Below are 19713 nucleotides of genomic sequence, written 5' to 3'. Positions count from 1 at the left end.
ATTTATGTGATGGCACTCCAGTGATTATCCCACTGAATTCCAGAATAAAAGCGTTGTTTGTCCAATTGTGGATTAATTTTGATTACTTGCCCCGCACCAGAACTCACATGAAAGTCGCCATTCCTGACTACCACTCCTGAAGCATCTGGGAGCGAATTAATTTCTAGTAATTCACGTGTTGTCTTGTCCCAAATACCGTAGCAGCTTCCTCTCGGTGATGTAGCTAGAATATGCGTTTCTGTCGCTGCAATACTGGCAATATAATGATTAAATCTTGCCCACTGCTCTGGCTCTCCACCCAATTCTTCCATCACCGAACCTCGCTGATGAATGGCTACGAGTGGGACGTATTCCTCTGCTTCACCCCGATATTGCTGACCTGTTAACACCGTAGTGTCACCATCATGAGCAAGGTGGCGAATACTCTTATGATGGTCGCCAAGCGTTGCTTGCTCTAGAAGCTTTCCTTGAGGAGAAAGATAACTCAAGCTAGGTTGCATGGTTGCAAGATTTTTAGGTTGCCTGCCATTGGTATGTACGCCACCGACTCCAACGACTAACGAATCGTCTGCCATCACGATCACTTCATGAGGACCTAACCCGAAACCGGTAAACTCTTCTATTTTTTTATAGTCATTCGCAACATCATAAACGCCAATAATTCCGCGACTGCTCGACCGCTCCCCTTCTGTAGCGTACAACCATCGACCATCATTTGAATACACGCCATGCCCGTAAAAATGTCGGTTATTTGGCGCTAAAATGAGCTTTCTTACTTCTCCTTCACGATAGTCAAACACCATGGCATAGCTACCTGGCCTTCGAGCAAACATCACCGCGTGATGAGTATTCGGCGATACAGCAATGCCATGGCCACGGTCTGGTAAAGGCAGTCGATGCATAGCAGTAGCATTTTCGGTAGAAACAATAACTTCGTAGTCACCCTTGTTGCGAACCGAACCGCCTATCAAAGCTTCCTGAGCCATTTTCGTCGTGGAAGCGCAAGCCGTAAGCAAAGAAGGCGACATCACCGTGATGCCTGCCAACTTTGTGAAGTTGCGTCTAGAAATATCAATCGCCATCAGTCGCATTAAATCCTATTACTACTCCCAACTGAACCGCAGCCTCTTCATTGATAAGATACTTAATTTGTTCAAGCTTATTGAATTGCGACAGCACTGTTCGATAGCCTTGTTTAGATTGCAAAAGCACAAATAGGCTGGTTTCGCTCGGCCAAGTTTCCAACGTATCTTCAAATTGGTGAACGATACTATCCGCCAAAGGTGCATGACCTTCATCACGCAAAAGCTTATCTAGCCCTTCTCCTTTCGCCAGATAGAGTGCTTGCATAGCTTCTACGTTGGTTTTTAAATTGCTCATCGACGTTTTCGAACGCCAAGACTCAGAGAAATAAGGTCGCGGAGCACCGATTTTTGCTAACGGACGAGACAGTTTTTTCATGCTGTAATCCAGCTGGTTAGACAGCAAAGCCAGATATTCTGACTCCCACCCCTCTTTGTCTAAAGAGGACCATGGATTGGTTTGCCATGCCATGAATATCGTGTCGGCGCGATCGGTAAGAGAAGCGGTAATGGCAGTCGCCAATGAGCAATGCTCTCGTGAGCCCTTTGCTAGTGTTGAAGCATCATCATAAAGCAGCCATTCAATTGCTCCTAGTCCCTGAATGGTGACACTTTGCAACTGTACTGACTCCATGCTCCACGCGTCGGTTTTAACCGCTTGCGACATCTTCCTACCGGTGGTGTTCTTCTTATCTGGCCAAAACTGAACATTCCAATTCTGCTCCAGTGCCATAGCAGGGCCTCGCTCTTGCCCTTGCAACCACATCCAACGAGACATTCCTTGTTGCCATGCTGCAGACACCTGCGTCAGGTCCGATTCCTCTTGGCAAAAATGTGCAGTTTGCGATTGCAAGTTCATCATTGCCGTTTTGAACTTCAACGCAGAGTCAAATTCAACTTCATATACTGCTTGGCTAAGGTGTGTTGTAGCTTCTGGCTCAGGGGCTTGGGTCACACTACTCGATTGACAAGCCGTTAAAAAAAGCAAGCTCAACGCTATAGATGAAAGTTTGTAATTCACGTTGCTCTCCTTACAGTGAATTTAGAAACGCCAATAGCGCATCACGTTCTGATCTAGATAAAGCTAACACGTTTTGTTTTGCGGCTTCTGCTTCGCCACCGTGCCATAAAATCGCTTCGGTGAGATTTCTCGCTCGCCCATCATGAAGAAAGTAGGTGTGACCATTAACTTCTTCCGTGTAACCAATGCCCCACAGCGGTGCTGTGCGCCACTCACGGCCTGAGGCTGCGTATTCTGGTCGATTGTCTGATAGTCCCTCTCCCATGTCATGTAATAGCATATCGGTATAAGGGTGAATCGTCTGGTTCGAAATGGCAGGTAACCCTTCTTGTGTACCGGTTTGAATGCCTGTTCTATGGCAGTTTTGGCAACCAACATTGTTGAATAGCTTCTCACCTGCGACAACCAAAGGGTCGTCGATATTACGTCGTTGAGGCACCGCTAAATGCTGAGTATAGAACTCGACGAAGTTGAGAATTTTGTCGCTCACCTCAGGGTCTCCGCCACTATGCTGTGCCGTACAAACGTCCTGATTACTGGTACAGTTCTCATTCGGAAACAGCGAACTTGTCAAGCCTACGTCACCATTGAAAGCGGCCGCGTTTTGCTGCATCAAATTAGGCTGGCCTGCTTTCCATCCAAAGCGCCCCAATGCCATCTTTTGGGTGCGCACATCCATTACATAGTTCGGCTTTCCTGTTACTGATGAGCTGTCCGCTTTCTGCGCTTCAGCAAATGCTAAAATCGTCGACTCTGGAATCGATTCGAGCAACCCTAAGCCAATCATTGGCGGAGCAACTCGTGCCGACATTAAAACGTCGGGGTGCATATCGCCGTAGGCTAGTTCAACAATCTTGAGATTAGGTTTGCGTAACATGACGACCGTGCCATCTTTAAAACTTACCGCAACCTCATCATAAGTAATATCAATTTGTCCTTCTGGCTGCATGTTCGGCAAAGCAAAATCTTGCAACTGACCGCCATACGTCGGCTCAGGTATTACACCGTCAAGCTCATAGGCCGCTTTCTGCTGCGCAGTCACAGCAGGAATACTCAACCTAACCAACATAGATACGGCATGTTGGTCATTTTCTTCAGGAGGATGACCACGACCGTCTTTAATATGACAGTTTTGACAACCATTGGTATTAAATAGTGGTCCAAGTCCATCCCTCGCATCTGTGGAAGCGGGAGCTTGAACCCAGGGGTTTCTAAAAAAACTGTTACCGACGCTAAAATCTAGTCGCTTTGACATAGGCAAGTTGGCTGCAGGCATTGAGTAAGCGTTAGGCCCCTCTTTTTTTACTGTGGTTTTACCGCCCGACAGATGAGAAGACTCAGACCCGGCAAACACCGAGCCGACAAAAAGAAATAGTAGCGTGGCTAAAAAAGGATAAGATCTTGACATACAGCGCTCACAAAAAGATCGACAAAAGGGGGCAGTAGCCCCCTATTTATTATGGTTATTGTGCTTAGAATTCGTGGTCAGCAGTATCTGGATTTAGGCTGTCAATACCGATGATGCCAGCGGCACGCTCAATTGAACCAGTTTGCGCGACAAGTGCAACAATGGTCTCATTCACTAGTTTGTTACCTTGAGGATTATTAGACGCGATCAACTGGTCAAAGTGTTGGTTGTCTTTTTCTGCCGAGGTAACAAGTTTGCCAACTTGCGCGCGTGCAAGATCAAATTGCTTTTGAATCTCTTTCGCTGCTGTTTTGTCTTTTGCTTCAACAAGGTTAGCGATACTTGGACCGTCAACTAACGTTCCATCAACGCGAACGTAAGTGCCCGTGTAAACGTTATAGATACCTTGCTCGTTGTAATAGTGAGAGTTATGCGTGTTATCAGAGAAACAATCGTGCTCATCTTCAGTAGAGTTGGCTTCTAGAGCCACTTTCATGCGCTCACCCGCAAGCTCACCTAGAGAAAGTGAACCCATACCAAATAGCATCTTACGAATGCCGTTGTCAGCTTTGTCAGCGAGTAGTTCAGAGCGGTAGTTGCCTTTCTCGGAAGCTGACCATTGTTTCTCCATCCATTGAAGATCTTGAATCAACAGTTTTGATGCAGCTTGAAGATACTGCGCACGACGCTCACAGTTACCGTTAGTACAACCTTCACCGACAACATAGTCAGTATAAGGACGTTCACCTGCACCTGCGTTGGTTCCGTTAAGGTCTTGTCCCCACAGTAAGAACTCAATCGCATGATAACCTGATGCTACGTTTGCTTCAGAGCCACCAACTTCATTAAGGTTAGCAATGACTTCAGGTGTAATTTCTTTAACGTCAAGAGTTGTCGCGCCGATTTTTAGGCTCTTGTTAGCAACAATGTTCGCTTGTGCACCTTCATTACCTAGCTCATATTGGTAATCCGCACTCACATAGTCGATAAGACCTTCATCAAGTGGCCATGCGTTAAGCTGTCCTTCCCAATCGTCAACGATAGCATTACCAAAACGGAATACTTCCGTTTGCTGATAAGGTACGCGAGACGCCAGCCATGCTTGTTGAACATCGGCAAGACCTTTCTCTGAAGGGTTTGCCAAGAATGTGTTAATAGATGTGTCTAAATCTTTTGCTGTAATTAGTGCATCTGCGAATACCGCGTGAGCCAGATCAGCATAGTGTTCTACCACTTGGTCTTTAGTAACTGCAGAAAATGCAGCGCTTGAAGTCATTACAAGAGAGGCTGCCACTGCACCCTTCACCATGGTTGTTACATTCATGAAAAGCATCCTTGTTGAGCTTAATAGTTATCAGTAGTGCGAATTATTATCATTTATACTACGAAGTGCGATAATACTCAGTTACAATTTATTTTCAAGAATAAATACAAAAAAGCCTCACAAAAGTGAGGCTTTTCTATCATTTTACTAACAATTTTATGATTGGTGACCTAGATTAATGACTAAAGCTTAAGGTAGTGCTTACCGTGAGAGACCTTTGCTTTAAGGTAGTTTTCATTACCATCTTTGATATGAGCGTGCGTATTCACAACTTCTTCAATATTGATGCCGTGCTCGCGAAGCTCGCGCACTTTCTTAGGATTGTTAGTGACCAGACGAATAGAGTGTACGTCCAGCGCTTTAAGCATTTGAGCGGCTTCAGTAAAGTCACGTAAGTCATCGCCAAACCCTAAATGGTTATTGGCTTCATACGTATTCATACCATCAGACTGAAGCTTGTAGGCGTCTAGTTTGTTGTAAAGACCGATTCCTCGCCCTTCCTGGCGTAGATACAGGATGATGCCGCCTTCTTCGCCCATTTTCTGAATGGTTTCTTCCAATTGCTCACCACAATCGCAACGTGACGAGTGGAAGACATCACCGGTAAGACACTCTGAATGCATCCTTACCAAAGGTAAAGATTGGGTCTTGTCAGATGATTTAAAAATAATCGCTACATGTTCTTTATCTGTCTTGAGTCCACGAAACGACAGCATCTCTGCGTCTATATCACTCCTGGAACCGACTTTTAATTGTATTCTGGCACGTACTTCCGCCATAGTCTCTCTCACTAGATTATCTGAGGCTAGTAATGAACTTATCTCAGCCATCGCTCTATTCTCCATAAAGTGAACTATGGGGGCTAGTACTCGACTTTTCAACAATAAGATCAATATAGTAATTGTTATATTATAACAATTACTATATATAAGAAACTAAAAAAGCCCCGAGTATCAATACTCGAGGCCCATAAAAATCATTTAGTTAGGCGATAAAAAGATAGGTCTTACGCTTGTTTTTGTTTCCATACAGCGAGTTGGACCCACACATTTTCCAGTTCCGCTAACTCTTCTTTTGTTAATAGAGAGATGGTCTGGGAAGACTCACCCGAGCTCGCACCATTGGCAGATTTAAGGTGTGCATAAAAGTCTTTTTTGAGTTGGCTGATGACTGCTTCCACTGCTGTACCACCTTACTTACGGGTTATTTCCTAAACAATGCGATAATACCACTCTGATCAGATCGTACAGCTTTTTCAAACATTTCTGGAACTGCCATCACAATCTAACTGGTTTTTACCTAGAATTTTCTAAACTTTATCCCACAGCGGACGAAGGCGGCAATTTGTTACTGAACTTTTTTATCGAGGCGGTAGAATATCGACACTTTACACTTCAAAGAACAATGTCATGTTAAAAATCATCAGCAACCAAGACTTCGATACATTTGCGCAAAACGCAAAAGAAGCGCCACGCAAACGCAGTCATCATAACCTACACGAGCAATTGGACGCTGGCGTTCAACGTTTGTTCATCTCTACAGAGCCAGAAACCTACATGCGCCCTCACCGTCATAGTGAAGAGCACAAATGGGAATTATTCCTTGTTCTTAAAGGGCAACTGGATTTATTGATTTTTGATGATGAAGGCAACCTCACAGAGCGTCACAGTCTCTCACCAGAAACTAACCGTGCTATCGAAATCCCACCAGGCACTTGGCATGGTTACGCTTGTATGCAATCGGGCACGGTCGGCCTTGAAATCAAGGAAGGCGCATACATCCCTACTCCTCAAGAAGATTTCGCACCTTGGTCTCCAGCAGAAGGTGAAGATGGCGCCAATGAATATCGCGATTGGATGAGTACAGCACAACCAACGGCAAAATAATCTTCAGCTGCTATCCTCACTACTAAATCTACAAAAGCGTAGATAAAAGTAGCATCTAGAGCGGGAATGTTGATAATACCCGCTCTGCATACCGACTGAGGACAGCTCTTGAACACTCCAGCCTTTTCTACCTTAAACTTACCATCTGAATTACTCGGCACATTAGACAGTCTTGGTTACGCTTCTATGACGCCAATCCAAGCCGAGGCACTACCAAAGATTTTGGCGGGTAAGGACGTTATCGGCCAAGGAAAAACAGGTTCAGGAAAAACCGCAGCCTTCTCTCTCGGCGTACTTAGCAACTTAAGAGTAAAGCGCTTCCGTGTGCAGTCTCTTGTTCTCTGCCCAACTCGTGAGCTTGCGGACCAAGTTGCTAAAGAGATTCGCACCCTAGCTCGTGGTATTCACAATATCAAAGTACTAACACTGTGTGGCGGTATGCCAATGGGACCACAAATTGGTTCTCTGGAACACGGTGCGCATATTCTAGTGGGAACGCCTGGTCGCATCCTTGATCATCTAGAAAAAGGTCGTATCAACCTAAGCGAACTGAATACTCTGGTACTTGATGAAGCGGACCGTATGCTAGATATGGGTTTCAAAGATGCCTTAGACGCTATTATCGACCAAGCTCCAAAGGAGCGACAAACGCTGCTTTTCAGCGCTACATTCCCTGAGCAAATCCAAACCATTGCAGCTCGAGTTATGAAGCAACCAGAAGTGGTGAAGGTCGAGAGTAAGCACGATCACTCAAGCATCAAACAGTTCTTCTATCAAACTAACACTCTCAAAGAACGTGATAATACACTTGAAAACTTGCTTCTGACTCACCAACCGGAGTCTGCTGTGGTGTTCTGTAATACTAAAAAAGAAGTTCAGAACGTTGCGGATGAACTGCATCATCGTGGCTTTAGCGTGATCGATATCCACGGTGATTTAGAGCAAAGAGATCGAGACCAAGCACTCGTACAGTTCGCCAATAAAAGTGTTTCTATTTTAGTGGCAACGGATGTTGCAGCTCGTGGTCTCGATGTCGATAACCTCGATGCAGTATTCAACTATGATCTGTCTCGCGACCCAGAAGTACACGTACATCGCATTGGTCGTACTGGGCGCGCCGGTAATAAAGGTTTAGCCTTTAGCTTCTATAGCGAGAAAGAGTTCTATCGTGTAGCGCGTATCGATGAGTACATGGATATGCCGATTGAACCAAGCGAATTGCCTGCAAAGTCAAGCAACCAACCATTTCAAGCAAAAATGGTGACGATTCAAATTCAAGGCGGTAAGAAGCAAAAATTGCGCCCTGGTGATATTTTAGGGGCGCTAACCGGTGATAAGACACTCTCCGGCAATCAAATTGGTAAGATCAATATGTTCCCAATGAGTGCTTATGTGGCTGTCGAGAAAGCGATAGCTAAGCAAGCGTTAGGTAAGATTACCAATGGCAAGATGAAGGGCCGAAACTTCCGCGCTCGAATCATCAAAGCTTAACCTTCAACTCCATCAAAAACAGCTCTTCGTTAATACATAGAGCTGTTTTTGTATTCGCTACTGCATGGATAACGCCATAGATATAGCGGAAAAAGGACATCCCTGCTTACAACGTCCGCAGCCATCACAAGCTTTCTTATCCAACTCCGGTAGGCTGTACGACTTGATACTTATCGCCTGTTTTGGGCAGGCTTCTTGGCATAAGTGGCAATCACTAAACAGTGCATTTTGACATCCATCCGAGAACTGCGGAATTAAACCAGTATCGTTGTCCTGTCCATGCAATGCACCTGTTGGGCATACTTGGCTACATTCTCCACATTGGCTACAGTACCCATAATCAAGTACAAGCCGAGCCAGTTCATCTTCAATAGCAATAACCTGCTCAGGACAAGCCTTGACGCAATCTCCACAAGCATTACAAATCTGTTGATAGAGCAACTCATCAACAGCTTTTGGTGGTCTAGGGATTGTTCGTGATACTTCTTGACAATCTAACTTAGCAGCTAATGAGTCATCACTGGCCATTACAGGTGAATTCCGCGTACTGCCATTCGCCAAAGCGCGAAAAAGACCACGACGACTTATGGTTTTGTGCTCCATATACGCTTTGTAGTATTTTTCATCTCTGGTCATGAGCGCTTACCAACCCTAACGATACAGTTTCACGGCAAGTGGCGTAATATTTAACAGCTCCTGAACGGCTTCACACCATTGCGATACCAAGGCAGCTAGTTGTTTGTAGCTTTGAGTTGAAGCATGCTTCTCAACCAACTCGAAATAACGGTAACACCAAGTCAGTAAGTGCTGTGAAAACAGCGCCTTGACCGACTCAATGTCGTGTTCTTGCTCAACCAATTGACTCACTGCAAATAACATTAAGCCAACTTGATCTTCTGGCTCTCTCATCCCAGTATCTAAGGCAATATCGTGATCTCGAAGAAACTGACGGTACGCTACTGTGGTATCACCAAAAATCACCTCTTCTCTATCCATATAGACTGAGCCCCACGGTGGTGCCAGCATCGCCTCTCCTCCTTCAAAAAGTAAGAAGAAGTCTTGATTTAGTGCTTCGTTGCTTTCTCCTTTAACCTGATGACACCATGCCTGAAGATCACTGTCTTTTAAGTTTTCATCTTGTAGCAACGCAGTCAATAAGGTCTGGTTGTTGTTGTCGGTAAGCGGGAAATAAAACAGCGAACCGAATACCTTTGCCATGGTTTGTAGACTAAGTAGATCGATAGATTGATTTTCTGACATGAATTTACCAAATTTCAAAAATGACTAAGTTGAACCAATAAATGAGAGCAGGCCGGTCAGCCTGCTCTTATCTTTGCTACATGCCTGCTGTCATGTGCAGACCAAAGAACACGCTGCGTCCGATGAGTTCCGCAACTAACACCATCGCAAAGCCAATGACGGCAATCGGCATAGAACGAGACTCAGAGCGCATCGCCCACATCCATGCAGCTAGGCCAACGAACACTAGAACAAAACGTAAGTTTTGAATCTCTGCCATATTTGGCACTAACTCACTAGCTGCAACAATCGCAGAATGAATATTAGGCAAGTTGGCGACCATTGACATAGTGACCATTGCCATTGTCACTGCGGCTACACTTGCCACAATCGCCGTGACTTTGCCTAAACGTGGACATTCCAACTTAGCGCCACGCATCAAAATAAGTGACAGCATCACGCCACAAATGACAGCCGTAAGCGTAAATGATTGACCCGTAAACGGAGTATCCCAAGTTGGAACCGTATCAATGATGTAGACGTTCGTCATGGCGACCATAAAGACCACGCCGATCACCATCGCCGCTACCATCAACCCTTTACGAATCGATTCACTGCCTTTATTGATGACAGACAATAGCCAATATAAACCACCTAAGCCAAAGAACATCGAACCAAATAGGATCTCACGCGATAACCAAGATGTTCCAATTTGGTTTAACGCATTGATTGCACGCATTGGGCTACCTAAGTGCATGGTTGACGCCATAAAGCCAAGTCCCATGAAAACCCAAATAAAGAACATATTGCGAGTTATCGCTGTCTTAACGTGTGCATCCGCCTTACCAAATAATGTGATTAAGCCCATTACGATAAACGCACCGACTGCTGTTTGAGCAAATACAGTAAAGAAAATCAGAGGCCATTCATGCCATCCCATGTTAAACCTCCTTAGGGTTTGCTAGGTGACCAGTGGTGTCATTCGTTGGACGCGCATGACGATTTGGTTTGATCACGATATTTGGTTTCGTTAACGTTGATGATGGAAGTGGCGCTACGTCAGCGTTGGTTCCATACTTGGCACGAAGCTCAGTAATAGGGCCGAACTCCAACGCACGAAGTGGGCAAGAACCGACGCAGATTGGCTCAAACCCTTCTGCTACGCGCTCGAAACAACCGTCACATTTCGTCATGTGACCCTTTTCTTTGCTGTACTGTGGCGCACCGTAAGGGCAAGCGTTAGCGCAGTGTTTACAGCCAATACACACCTTTTCATCCACGACCACAAAGCCGTCTTCACGTTTGTGCATTGCACCCGATGGACACACTTTTGCACACGCCGGTTCGTCACAGTGGTTGCATGCAATAGAGGTGTAATAGGCAAACACGTCTTGACGGTAAGTGCCGTTATCTTCGATCCAGTTACCACCAGCGTATTCGTAAACTCGACGGAAGCTGCGATCAACACCAAGATCCTTAAAGTCTTTGCAAGCTAACTGGCAGGTTTTGCAACCAGTACACTTACTCGAATCGATATAAAAACCGTATTGTTTCATGAGTTAGTCCTTACGCCTTATTTGCCAGTTGAACTTCAACTAAGTTAGTGTGTTGAGGGTTACCTTTCGCCAACGGGCTTGGGTGTTGAGACGTCAGAACATTGATCGAACCATTATGGTCAACCTTGTTGCCGTCTGGCGCATACCATGCTCCCTCTCCGAGAGCCACAACTCCCGGCATCATTCTTGGCGTGACTTTAGCGTTAATTCGAACTTCACCACGGTCGTTGAAGATCTTAATTCGGTCACCATTGTTAATTCCGCGACGTTCAGCATCTACAGGGTTGATCCACATTTCTTGTTGTGCGGCCTGCTTCAACACATCGACGTTACCGTAAGTTGAGTGGCAACGTGCTTTAAAGTGGAAGCCCGTTAACTGTAATGGATACTTATCGCGTTTCGGTGAATCCCAGCCTTCTGATGTGCTCACGTAAATAGGTAGTGGATGAATCACATCACCTTCTGGCAGCTCCCACTCAGCGGCAATACGAGCTAACTCTTCCGAGTAGATCTCTACTTTACCTGAAGGTGTGTTAAGCGGGTTATTCACCGGATCTGCACGGAAAGCTTGGTAAGCGACATAGTGACCATTAGGGTCGCTACGTTTGACGATACCTTGCTGACGTACCGTCTCGAAATCTGGCAATGTCGGGTCTAACTTCAATGTTTCAGCATATAAGTGACGCAGCCAACCTTCTTGGTCACGACCTTCGGTAAATGCTTGACCCACACCCATGCGCTCTGCCAAATCAGAACAGATTTGATAGATGCTGCGTGCTTCAAATTGAGGCTCGATCGCTTTGTCAGCAAAGATAAAGTAAGGCATGTTTGCCGCTTTACCATCCATACAGAAATCTGCCTGCTCAGACGTAGTGAGGTCAGGCAAAATGATGTCGGCGTACTTTGCTGAAGACGTCATGTGGTTATCGATCACGACAATCATTTCACATGCTTTGTCATCTTGAAGGATATCGTGAGTACGGTTGATATCTGAGTGCTGGTTAATGACACAGTTGCCCGCATAGTTCCAAATGAACTTGATTGGCACATCGAGTTTGTCTTTACCACGCACACCATCGCGTGTCGCAGTCATCTCAGGACCACGAACAATCGCATCAGTCCACAGGAACATAGAGATCGACGTTTTCACTGGGTTTTCTAAGGTTGGGAAGCGCACAAACGGAATGTTATAATCCGATTCACGAGCACCAGAACCACCGCCATGAATGCCTAGGTTACCGGTTAAGAGCGCTAGCATGGCAATCGCACGTGACGCGATTTCACCATTTTGCGTACGCTGAAGACCCCAACCTTGATAGATTGCACAAGGTTTAGTTGAACCAATCTCACGAGCTGTCTTGATAATGATATCCGCTGGAATACCAGTAATTGGTGCCGCCCATTCTGGCGTTTTCTCAATACCATCTTCACCCAAACCTAAAATATAAGATTTGTAATCACTATTTGCTGGCGCAGATGCTGGCAGGGTTTTCTCATCGTAACCAACACAGTAGGTATCTAAGAACTCTTGGTCGACCAAGTCTTCTTTGATCATCACGTGGGCCATTGCTGCTATGAACGCTGCATCAGTACCCGGTTTGATAGGAATCCACTGATCTTCACGACCCGCCGCAGTATCGTTATAGCGTGGATCAATCATGATCATTCTTGCGTTGGATTTCTCTTTGCTTTCAATCAAGTGATGAATCAAACCACCGCCAGACATACGTGTTTCGGCTGGGTTATTGCCAAACTGAACAATGAGCTTACTGTTTTCGGTATCTGAGAAAGAGTTACCGTTCGCCCAACCGCCATAAGTATAACTCAGGCCTTTGGCAATTTGAGCCGTCGAATAATCGCCATAGTGATTCAGATAACCACCCGTTAGGTTCATCAGACGCGCGATTAACGTGCTACCAGGAGGCCATGACTTGGTGACCGTACCGCCTAATGTGCCAGTACCATAGTTAAGATAAATCGCTTCATTACCATACTCTTTCTTAATGTGGTCTAGGCTATTTACGATCTCGGTGTAAGCTTCATCCCAAGTAATACGCTTAAACTTGCCTTCGCCACGTTTACCGATACGCTTCATTGGGTACTTCAGGCGGTCTGGATTGTACACGCGACGACGCATAGAACGCCCACGTAAGCAAGCGCGCACCTGGACATCTTTGTTTGCGTAATCATCTTTGCCGGTATTATCTGCATCTACCCACTTTATTTCACCGTCAACGACATGCATACGCAGTGGGCATCGACTGCCGCAGTTTACGGTACAAGCGCTCCACACCACTTTTTCATCGTTTGATTGTGGTTTGCTTTCCGCTTGGGCAGATTTAAAAGGAAGAGAAATGGCGCTGGTTGCAGCAGCAAGACCGCCGATGGCCGAAGAGGATTTTATGAACCCTCTACGCGTCAGCGACGGCGTCAATAATTGCTTCAGTTTATTATTCATAAAGACATGCTCGATTATAGTTATGCATCATCGAGCGAATGTTACTAACGAAACCTTTAGAAACTGTTGATAAAAATCAACACTACTACTTAATGGTTAGTGGATTGACAATTCTCTGACATTTGGTGGAATGTTTTTAAATCACTCATTTATATAAACAAATAATTTGCCATTTAATTGAAAGACAAATTATCGTATTGATAGGCATTCCATTTTATAAATGAATATCAACACCATTTGATCTCAAAGAAAAATACCATTTAATGGTGTTTAATAAATACGTTCGCCAACGTTGGATGAGGATTAGTGCCAGTCAACAGTACAATATCCACACTAGGGAGTGGTGGCATTCCGTTTAATATCTTAACGTCTTTGTTAGTACTTAGATGCCCCATCGCACCGACGCCCATTCCTTTAGCCACTAATGCTCGCTGAGCTGAAGCAGTATTGCAACAAGCAAGTAGTCGATGAGCGATCCCACGCTTGGTTAAACTATCCAACGCCGCGGCGTGGTACTTACAGTCGGTTTGAAACAGTACCAACGGCAATGGGGTGATGGCGGTATCAAAATCATGCCCAGCAATCCAAACGCCTTTGTCTGACTCTAACCAATAACCTTCTTCACTGTCAGGTGCTCGCGTCACAATCGCTGCGTCTAACTTCCCCTCGTCTAACCACTCTCTTAGCATAATGCTGGGCTGACTGAATATTTGAACTGAACAAGTAGGTTCAACTTCGTTAATTGCCGCCACCACTTTCGGTAGGACAGTGTCATTGTAGTCTTCAGGGCAACCAAGCCTCAACGCAGTCTTGTTTTGATAGCGTTTCACCTGGTGCAAGGCGGTATCATGTAAGGAGAGTATGCGTTCAGCATGTGCCTTCAATGATAGTCCAGCTTCACTTAGCACCATATTCCGGCCGTCACGCTCAAACAATACAGCCCCAGTTTCGGCTTCTAACTTTTTCATCTGCGCGCTAAACGCAGATTGAGTTCGGTTTATTTGTTTTGCTGCTCGCGTAAAGCTCCCCGTCTCGGAAAAAGCGAGAAGACTTCTCAGCGCATCGATATCCATATCGCCCCCAATCCATCGATTTCATTGATGAAATACATTCAAATTTTGCGTTAGTCACTCATCTCACCATTGATTAGTATCAAAATCAAACAGGCAAAGGAGGCAAATATGAAACTGTATATTGGAAATCAGAATTACTCGAGTTGGTCATTACGTGCGTGGCTTATCTTTGAGCATTACCAGCTTGAGGTCGAAGTAGAAAAACTCAAACTGTTTTCAACCGAGTTTTATCAAACACTTGAAACGCTGACGCCAACAGCCAGGGTTCCTACGCTCATTGATGACGAAACCTCAGTTTGGGACTCTCTTGCGATATTAGAATATGTGAATGAGCAATATCTCAATGGTTGCTGCTGGCCAAATAACAGCGTGAGAAAAGCCAAGGCAAGAGCAGTAGCCTGCGAAATGCACTCTGGATTCTTGGCTCTACGAAATGAATTACCAATGAACTGCCGAGCCAAGCGCCAGGTCGTACTTTCTGCAGAAGCTAGAAAAGATATCCAACGGATTAACACCTTATGGGCAGAGCAGATGTTAAAACACGATGGTCAATGGTTATTTGGCGATTGGTCCATTGCCGACGCCATGTTTGCTCCTGTTGCACTTCGTTTCCGAACCTATGGCATTGAACTGTCACCTTTAGCGCAGCAGTATCAACAAAAAGTGCTAAATAGTGACGCAATAAAAACGTGGTTAATACAAGCAAGTCATGAGCAAGACATCATTGTTCAGGACGAAGCAGGAGTTGATCGCTAGCCAATGCAACGGTTTGACAAAATAACAAAGGCTTGCCTAACGTTTCGTTATGGCAAGCCATGAGTTCAAAACCGCAGTGCATTGACTGCTTTATCAAATCATTATTCGATTAGTTTAACGCTTTTGCTCATTTCGGATATACATAATTGCGACCATACTAAAGCCCATAAATTGCCATAGGTACTGACCGTCACTAGCACCCGAAATCGTTTGAGTAAATGCCATACAACCTGCGACGAAAAGAGAGGCGATTGCCGAATAAAGCAACCAAGGACGTTCTCTATCAGTCATAAATTCTAGATTCAATACCGAACGAATAATGAGAATAAAAGGTAGGCATTGCAACAAAATCAGAATCGGAAACATAAAGTCGAATGTTGGACTTAACAAAGCATGACCAACCTGACTTTTATCCCATGTCCCCACAATATAGCCTTTCCATCCGGCCCAAGTATCACCCGCATAGGCCGTCTCAGGAGTGACAGCCCCAAGTAGTACGCCCATTACCTTGTCGATAAAGCCATTCTTAAACCAGAATACAAATAAAAAGATTTGCACTGGAATGATTTGAAAGGCGAGCTTCTTTAACATTTTTTGTTCCTGTTAGCATAAATAACACAAGAACAATTATGAGTTTGTCTTTATTAAAGACGCTTGATGCAAGGCAATCGGCGTTAATTACAAAGTAAATTCAAATAAACCATTCTCCGTAGCCCTATGAACTATGGCAAGGTTTGAATTAAATTTGATTTTTGTAAAGATTCAATTAAATCATAGAGTTGCCCACCACTCTCTTTCTTCATCGCGACATAGTGTTGGTAGTTAAAATCGGCACCTTTTAGATTACCAACTTGTTTGTCAGCTACACTTAATAGGTAGTAGCCAATGGGAGTTGGCGTGCTCTCTGCAGCATAGAAAAGGTAAGGAATGGCTTGGTCAGCGCGTTGGTTTAACAACAAGGCAAGCCCTAACGTCAGGTTCGCGATATCACAACGAGGGTTAAGTTCGAACGCTTTTTGTCCCAATTTAAGACCCTCAAGGCGTGTCTGAGCATCACCCGATTGCAAATAGTCAACGGAGGCTGAGTAAGAGAGTAAAGCACTGACTAAATAGTTACCGCGACCTTGAGACTGAATATTCTCTAGCATAGGTGAGAGCTTTACAAAGGCATCGTTTCCGCCACCTAAGTAGAACTGAGAAATACCGTCTGAAATCACTTCCCAATCATCGTAGTTATTAATGGCACTCACACGATGACTGGTCACTTCATACCCGTCTTCTTTAGGTTCTACCAACGCCTTAATTTCCAATACTACATCGCCAATAGCAGTGAAAAAATCTTCTTTGTTGAAAGATTTTTCAATACGCTGATTCTTAGATGGTAATTGGTTGTTCTGAATCATCAAAGTAAGTAAGAACTCACTCTCGCCGCTCTTTTTAAGCCAGCCTTTAAGCTCAATACCCTGTTGCTTTAATGCCGCTTTACTCTCCTTAGACAACTGGGAAAAGTGATAGCCGGTTAACGCTCGCGACGAGTTGAGGCCATAGAATAGATAATTGTAAACGCTTTCCGACAGTTGATAGTCTTGCATCGAATCTGAAGTAATATCATGGATATAAACCGGCACAGTACCAAGCGGATTGGTATTTTCTGCCACGATGTCTGTGTTCTCTTCAACAATATAAGTGACAATCCATGACGCTATTGCCAATATCGCTAAACACCCAGCAAGGGTAGCCCAAAGCTTGTTGTTACCGCCTTTGCGCCCACTTTTTTCCGAAAATTGTGGCTCCTCAATATCATCGACTTCAACCGCGACGACTTGTGGTGCTTTTTCAATGTGAGCAATCACTTCAAGATCAAATAAGTACCCTTTCTTCGGGATAGTTTTGATCGTACGGTAAGGCCGCGTTTTGTCTTTAAGCTGGCCTCTTAATGAGCTAATCACTTGGCGAACCAAATTGTCCGACACATGATTACGCTGCCAAACATTGTCTGCGATTTGTTGAGTCGTCAGGACTTGCCCTTGGTTTTCAACAAAATACTTCAACAAACGAGATTGCAATGGTTCTAAATGCAGTTCTGCACCATCGACTTCAAGCTTATTTTTGCTTGGATAAAAAACAATCGGAGATTCGAGCTGCAATACGTAGTATTTAATGGAGTCCATAGTGGCTACAAGGGTAAGAAATAACCCTAAAAGGGTATTAATTTCGTTTCACAGAAGCAACTGAGATTTTGTATTGTTAAGTATGGACAATGACGCTGGCGAAATGGATCGATAAGGAAAAGGATGTTGTGGGCGCTTTGTAAGTCAAGCCGCCATTTGAGAGCCTGCAGGCCCTGAAACGGCGACGAGGAATCTCAAACGATTACTTTTGAAGTTGCTCTTTTGCTGCTTCAACTTTTGCGAAATCAAGTCCTAACTCTTCAACTGCTTCTTTGATCAACGCAGGGTTTTGCATAACTTGACCCATTAGCGCTTGAAGCTGCTCTTGTGGCAAACCAAGCTGGCTGATTGTTGCCATTGCTGCAAGAGGGTTCTGTGTCAGTACTTCAAAAATTTCACTGATTTGCTCATCACTGATGTTGTTCTCTTTTAGCATTGCAATTATTGGATTCATTTCACTACCTTTATCAATATCAAATGAAATTGCCCGCAGTTTATCATTTGAGACCTTAACTGGGTACTACCTGATTCCATCACTCCTGCCAGTTGGCGAAATGCGAAACCAAGTAGTCTATCGCTAAACGAGCCCTCATTGGCAAAAACCGTCGATTCTGATAAACAATCCAACTACTAGAGCCTTTGCCCCAATAGGGTATTAAGACGGGAACCAGTCGCCCGTTATGGAAAGCGTCACTAAAACTGCTTTTTGGCATATAGACAATGCCTAACCCCTGTTCACAAGCATTGACCACAGCACTGGAGTTATTGCTGCGCCAACGTCCATCTACTCGAATACTCCCCATCGGTTTGCCATTATCTTCAAATACCCAATGGTCATTATTCGCGATGATACAACTATGGTGTCGAAGTTGATCAGGATGAGTTGGTACTCCGTATCGTTCTAGATATTCAGGACTGGCCGCGGCTGCCATTGGCCTGTCCACCAGCTTCCGGGCAACTAATCCCGAATCACTTAATCGGCCGTACCGAATCGCAAAATCGATACCATCTTCGATGAAATTGACCATTCGAGTATCAAAATCCATCTCAACCGTTAGTTCCGGGTACCCTTTCGCAAATTCCATCAATGCAGGAGCAACGTGGTTTTCGGCAAACGCACCAGCGGCACTCACCCTTAAAGTGCCATTTAGCTGTATTTGCTCGGAACTAAGCTGCTCGTTAGCTTGTTGAAGTCCAATAACTAAGTCTTTGCACTGCTGATAATACACCTGCCCCGCCTGTGTGAGATTCACCATTCGAGTGGAGCGGGCAAGCAAAGCGACGCCCAAGCGTTCTTCTAAACGCGATACCTGTCGACTCACATGACTTGTGCTGCAACCAAGTTGCTTAGCTGCCGCAGAAAAACCGTGGCTTTCTGCTACCGCTACAAACTCGTTGATTCCTTCAAAGCTATCCACATCTCACCTTTGTCATATAGCAATAATATTTTGTCATTTAGCTATATTATCACCAAATCAGTTAGCAATTAGTATAACTAAGGTAATTACAACAACGAATCAGCCAGAAGGACATAACGATGAAAAAGGTACTTATTCCCGTCACTAACCATGCAACATTAGGTGAGACAGACCAAGCAAACGGAACTTACGCTCCAGAACTCACTCACGCTTTACGTGAACTCCAGTCGGCAGGTTATGACTATGACATCGCATCCATTAAAGGTGGCAAAGCGCCACTTTACGGTACTGACATCGAGGGTGACAGTGTCAATACAGAAATCCTAACGGACGAGGCGTTTCAGAATCGTATTAACAACACCATTCCTGTCTCGCAAATCAATATCAATGATTACGATGCTATTTTTTACCCGGGAGGGTTTGGATTGCTATCTGATCTATCAAGTAACGAGGATTTCGCTGCGCTTGCAGCTACTCATTATGAGCAAGGTGGTGTAATTGCAGCAGTGTGTCACGGCCCCGGAGCTCTTCTACCTATTACTCTGAGCAATGGCGACAAATTACTGGCATCGAAGTCAGTCACTGGATTTACACGAGAAGAAGAAATCGACTTCGGCACTATCGGCGATATTCCTTTCTTACTTGAGGAATCACTGGCACGCACCGCTGCTCAGTACAGCAAAGTACAACCTTGGCAAGAGTTTGTAATTGTTGACGAACGTGTAATCACAGGCCAAAACCCAACCAGCGCACACGCTGTCGGAAAAGCGATCGTAGCGGCTTTATCTTAACTTTTGTCACAGCTGTAACCGTTCGTGTCGTGTTAACGT

General features: G+C 44.8%; 20 protein-coding genes. 4 read left to right on the top strand and 16 right to left on the bottom strand.

The genetic code is table 11. The features are described 5' to 3' along the window. Window positions 1-2: 2 nt before the first annotated feature. The 6 genes from OH456_RS13850 to OH456_RS13825 all read right to left on the bottom strand — a co-directional run bounded on the left by OH456_RS13850 (window position 3) and on the right by OH456_RS13825 (window position 6015). Window positions 3-1091 carry a DUF1513 domain-containing protein gene (locus OH456_RS13850; RefSeq protein ID WP_270033679.1) on the bottom strand — a complete coding sequence of 363 codons (1089 nt, stop codon included), beginning with the start codon at window positions 1089-1091 and terminating at the stop codon, window positions 3-5. After that, entirely contained in the window at window positions 1072-2103 is a 1032-nt protein-coding gene (locus tag OH456_RS13845) for an imelysin family protein (protein ID WP_270033678.1), read from the bottom strand. The genes OH456_RS13850 and OH456_RS13845 overlap by 20 nt, the downstream gene beginning before the upstream one ends. Before the next feature lie 10 nt (window positions 2104-2113). Further along, window positions 2114-3511 carry a di-heme oxidoreductase family protein gene (locus OH456_RS13840; protein WP_270033677.1) on the bottom strand — a complete coding sequence of 466 codons (1398 nt, stop codon included), beginning with the start codon at window positions 3509-3511 and terminating at the stop codon, window positions 2114-2116. A gap of 64 nt (window positions 3512-3575) precedes the next feature. Further along, window positions 3576-4835 (bottom strand): imelysin family protein, encoded by a 1260-nt coding sequence (locus OH456_RS13835; RefSeq protein ID WP_006074878.1) that lies wholly within the window; start codon window positions 4833-4835, stop codon window positions 3576-3578. A 182-nt stretch (window positions 4836-5017) separates the two neighbouring features. Further along, on the bottom strand, window positions 5018-5665 hold the full coding sequence (locus OH456_RS13830) for a GTP cyclohydrolase II (protein ID WP_006074877.1): 648 nt from the start codon (window positions 5663-5665) through the stop codon (window positions 5018-5020). Window positions 5666-5841: 176 nt separating this feature from the next. After that, complete coding sequence (locus OH456_RS13825; protein WP_006074875.1) at window positions 5842-6015, bottom strand: hypothetical protein; 174 nt, start codon at window positions 6013-6015, stop codon at window positions 5842-5844. A gap of 229 nt (window positions 6016-6244) precedes the next feature. On the opposite strand from OH456_RS13825, the gene OH456_RS13820 reads away from it, so the two are divergent. Continuing rightward, window positions 6245-6721, top strand: a complete 477-nt coding sequence (locus OH456_RS13820) for a WbuC family cupin fold metalloprotein (protein WP_006074874.1) — start codon at window positions 6245-6247, stop codon at window positions 6719-6721. Between the two features lie 108 nt (window positions 6722-6829). Further along, on the top strand, window positions 6830-8212 hold the full coding sequence (gene dbpA, locus OH456_RS13815; RefSeq protein ID WP_270033676.1) for an ATP-dependent RNA helicase DbpA: 1383 nt from the start codon (window positions 6830-6832) through the stop codon (window positions 8210-8212). Between the two features lie 57 nt (window positions 8213-8269). Here dbpA and OH456_RS13810 read toward each other — a convergent pair whose 3' ends face one another. The 6 genes from OH456_RS13810 to OH456_RS13785 all read right to left on the bottom strand — a co-directional run bounded on the left by OH456_RS13810 (window position 8270) and on the right by OH456_RS13785 (window position 14538). After that, window positions 8270-8848: a ferredoxin-type protein NapF gene (locus OH456_RS13810; RefSeq protein ID WP_171388604.1), complete on the bottom strand. Its 579-nt coding sequence runs from the start codon at window positions 8846-8848 to the stop codon at window positions 8270-8272. A 15-nt stretch (window positions 8849-8863) separates the two neighbouring features. Continuing rightward, the gene (locus OH456_RS13805; RefSeq protein WP_270033675.1) at window positions 8864-9472 is read right to left on the bottom strand and encodes a molecular chaperone TorD family protein; all 609 of its coding nucleotides are present in this window, start codon (window positions 9470-9472) and stop codon (window positions 8864-8866) included. 76 nt (window positions 9473-9548) lie between these two features. Next, on the bottom strand, window positions 9549-10391 hold the full coding sequence (locus OH456_RS13800; protein ID WP_031494042.1) for a DmsC/YnfH family molybdoenzyme membrane anchor subunit: 843 nt from the start codon (window positions 10389-10391) through the stop codon (window positions 9549-9551). Window position 10392: 1 nt separating this feature from the next. Next, window positions 10393-11007 carry a DMSO/selenate family reductase complex B subunit gene (locus OH456_RS13795; protein WP_006074868.1) on the bottom strand — a complete coding sequence of 205 codons (615 nt, stop codon included), beginning with the start codon at window positions 11005-11007 and terminating at the stop codon, window positions 10393-10395. Window positions 11008-11017: 10 nt separating this feature from the next. After that, a complete protein-coding gene (locus OH456_RS13790; protein WP_006074867.1) occupies window positions 11018-13465 on the bottom strand; it encodes a DmsA/YnfE/YnfF family dimethyl sulfoxide reductase in 2448 nt (815 codons plus the stop codon). 260 nt (window positions 13466-13725) lie between these two features. Continuing rightward, window positions 13726-14538, bottom strand: coding sequence for a LysR family transcriptional regulator (locus OH456_RS13785; RefSeq protein ID WP_270033674.1), 813 nt, complete (start codon window positions 14536-14538; stop codon window positions 13726-13728). 108 nt (window positions 14539-14646) lie between these two features. Here OH456_RS13785 and OH456_RS13780 point away from each other — a divergent pair, with 108 nt between their 5' ends. Further along, complete coding sequence (locus OH456_RS13780; protein ID WP_270033673.1) at window positions 14647-15294, top strand: glutathione S-transferase family protein; 648 nt, start codon at window positions 14647-14649, stop codon at window positions 15292-15294. 114 nt (window positions 15295-15408) lie between these two features. Here OH456_RS13780 and OH456_RS13775 read toward each other — a convergent pair whose 3' ends face one another. The 4 genes from OH456_RS13775 to OH456_RS13760 form a co-directional block, all read right to left on the bottom strand. Further along, window positions 15409-15885, bottom strand: a complete 477-nt coding sequence (locus tag OH456_RS13775) for a hypothetical protein (RefSeq protein WP_006074864.1) — start codon at window positions 15883-15885, stop codon at window positions 15409-15411. Window positions 15886-16016: 131 nt separating this feature from the next. After that, on the bottom strand, window positions 16017-17465 hold the full coding sequence (locus OH456_RS13770) for a winged helix-turn-helix domain-containing protein (protein WP_270033672.1): 1449 nt from the start codon (window positions 17463-17465) through the stop codon (window positions 16017-16019). Between the two features lie 202 nt (window positions 17466-17667). Beyond that, window positions 17668-17919 (bottom strand): DUF2999 family protein, encoded by a 252-nt coding sequence (locus tag OH456_RS13765; protein WP_031497056.1) that lies wholly within the window; start codon window positions 17917-17919, stop codon window positions 17668-17670. A gap of 79 nt (window positions 17920-17998) precedes the next feature. Then, complete coding sequence (locus tag OH456_RS13760) at window positions 17999-18883, bottom strand: LysR family transcriptional regulator (RefSeq protein ID WP_198558013.1); 885 nt, start codon at window positions 18881-18883, stop codon at window positions 17999-18001. Between the two features lie 119 nt (window positions 18884-19002). Between OH456_RS13760 and OH456_RS13755 the strand changes: the two genes are divergently transcribed. Then, window positions 19003-19674 (top strand): type 1 glutamine amidotransferase domain-containing protein, encoded by a 672-nt coding sequence (locus tag OH456_RS13755; RefSeq protein WP_006074860.1) that lies wholly within the window; start codon window positions 19003-19005, stop codon window positions 19672-19674. Window positions 19675-19713 lie beyond the last annotated feature (39 nt).

It is taken from the genome of Vibrio sp. La 4.2.2 (assembly GCF_027586995.1).
GTDB lineage: Bacteria > Pseudomonadota > Gammaproteobacteria > Enterobacterales > Vibrionaceae > Vibrio > Vibrio mediterranei.
Note: the sequence above shows the minus strand (reverse complement) of the source record. Positions and strands in the feature narration are given on the sequence as shown.

Coding starts and splice junctions, on each gene's coding strand:
- OH456_RS13770 (WP_270033672.1), bottom strand. CDS start 17,465: ATGGACTCCATTAAATACTACGTATTGCAGCTCGAATCTCCGATTGTT.
- OH456_RS13830 (WP_006074877.1), bottom strand. CDS start 5,665: ATGGCTGAGATAAGTTCATTACTAGCCTCAGATAATCTAGTGAGAGAG.
- OH456_RS13795 (WP_006074868.1), bottom strand. CDS start 11,007: ATGAAACAATACGGTTTTTATATCGATTCGAGTAAGTGTACTGGTTGC.
- OH456_RS13780 (WP_270033673.1), top strand. CDS start 14,647: ATGAAACTGTATATTGGAAATCAGAATTACTCGAGTTGGTCATTACGT.
- OH456_RS13765 (WP_031497056.1), bottom strand. CDS start 17,919: ATGAATCCAATAATTGCAATGCTAAAAGAGAACAACATCAGTGATGAG.
- OH456_RS13790 (WP_006074867.1), bottom strand. CDS start 13,465: ATGAATAATAAACTGAAGCAATTATTGACGCCGTCGCTGACGCGTAGA.
- OH456_RS13775 (WP_006074864.1), bottom strand. CDS start 15,885: ATGTTAAAGAAGCTCGCCTTTCAAATCATTCCAGTGCAAATCTTTTTA.
- OH456_RS13820 (WP_006074874.1), top strand. CDS start 6,245: ATGTTAAAAATCATCAGCAACCAAGACTTCGATACATTTGCGCAAAAC.
- OH456_RS13800 (WP_031494042.1), bottom strand. CDS start 10,391: ATGGGATGGCATGAATGGCCTCTGATTTTCTTTACTGTATTTGCTCAA.
- OH456_RS13835 (WP_006074878.1), bottom strand. CDS start 4,835: ATGAATGTAACAACCATGGTGAAGGGTGCAGTGGCAGCCTCTCTTGTA.
- OH456_RS13755 (WP_006074860.1), top strand. CDS start 19,003: ATGAAAAAGGTACTTATTCCCGTCACTAACCATGCAACATTAGGTGAG.
- OH456_RS13805 (WP_270033675.1), bottom strand. CDS start 9,472: ATGTCAGAAAATCAATCTATCGATCTACTTAGTCTACAAACCATGGCA.
- OH456_RS13810 (WP_171388604.1), bottom strand. CDS start 8,848: ATGACCAGAGATGAAAAATACTACAAAGCGTATATGGAGCACAAAACC.
- OH456_RS13850 (WP_270033679.1), bottom strand. CDS start 1,091: ATGCGACTGATGGCGATTGATATTTCTAGACGCAACTTCACAAAGTTG.
- OH456_RS13785 (WP_270033674.1), bottom strand. CDS start 14,538: ATGGATATCGATGCGCTGAGAAGTCTTCTCGCTTTTTCCGAGACGGGG.
- OH456_RS13840 (WP_270033677.1), bottom strand. CDS start 3,511: ATGTCAAGATCTTATCCTTTTTTAGCCACGCTACTATTTCTTTTTGTC.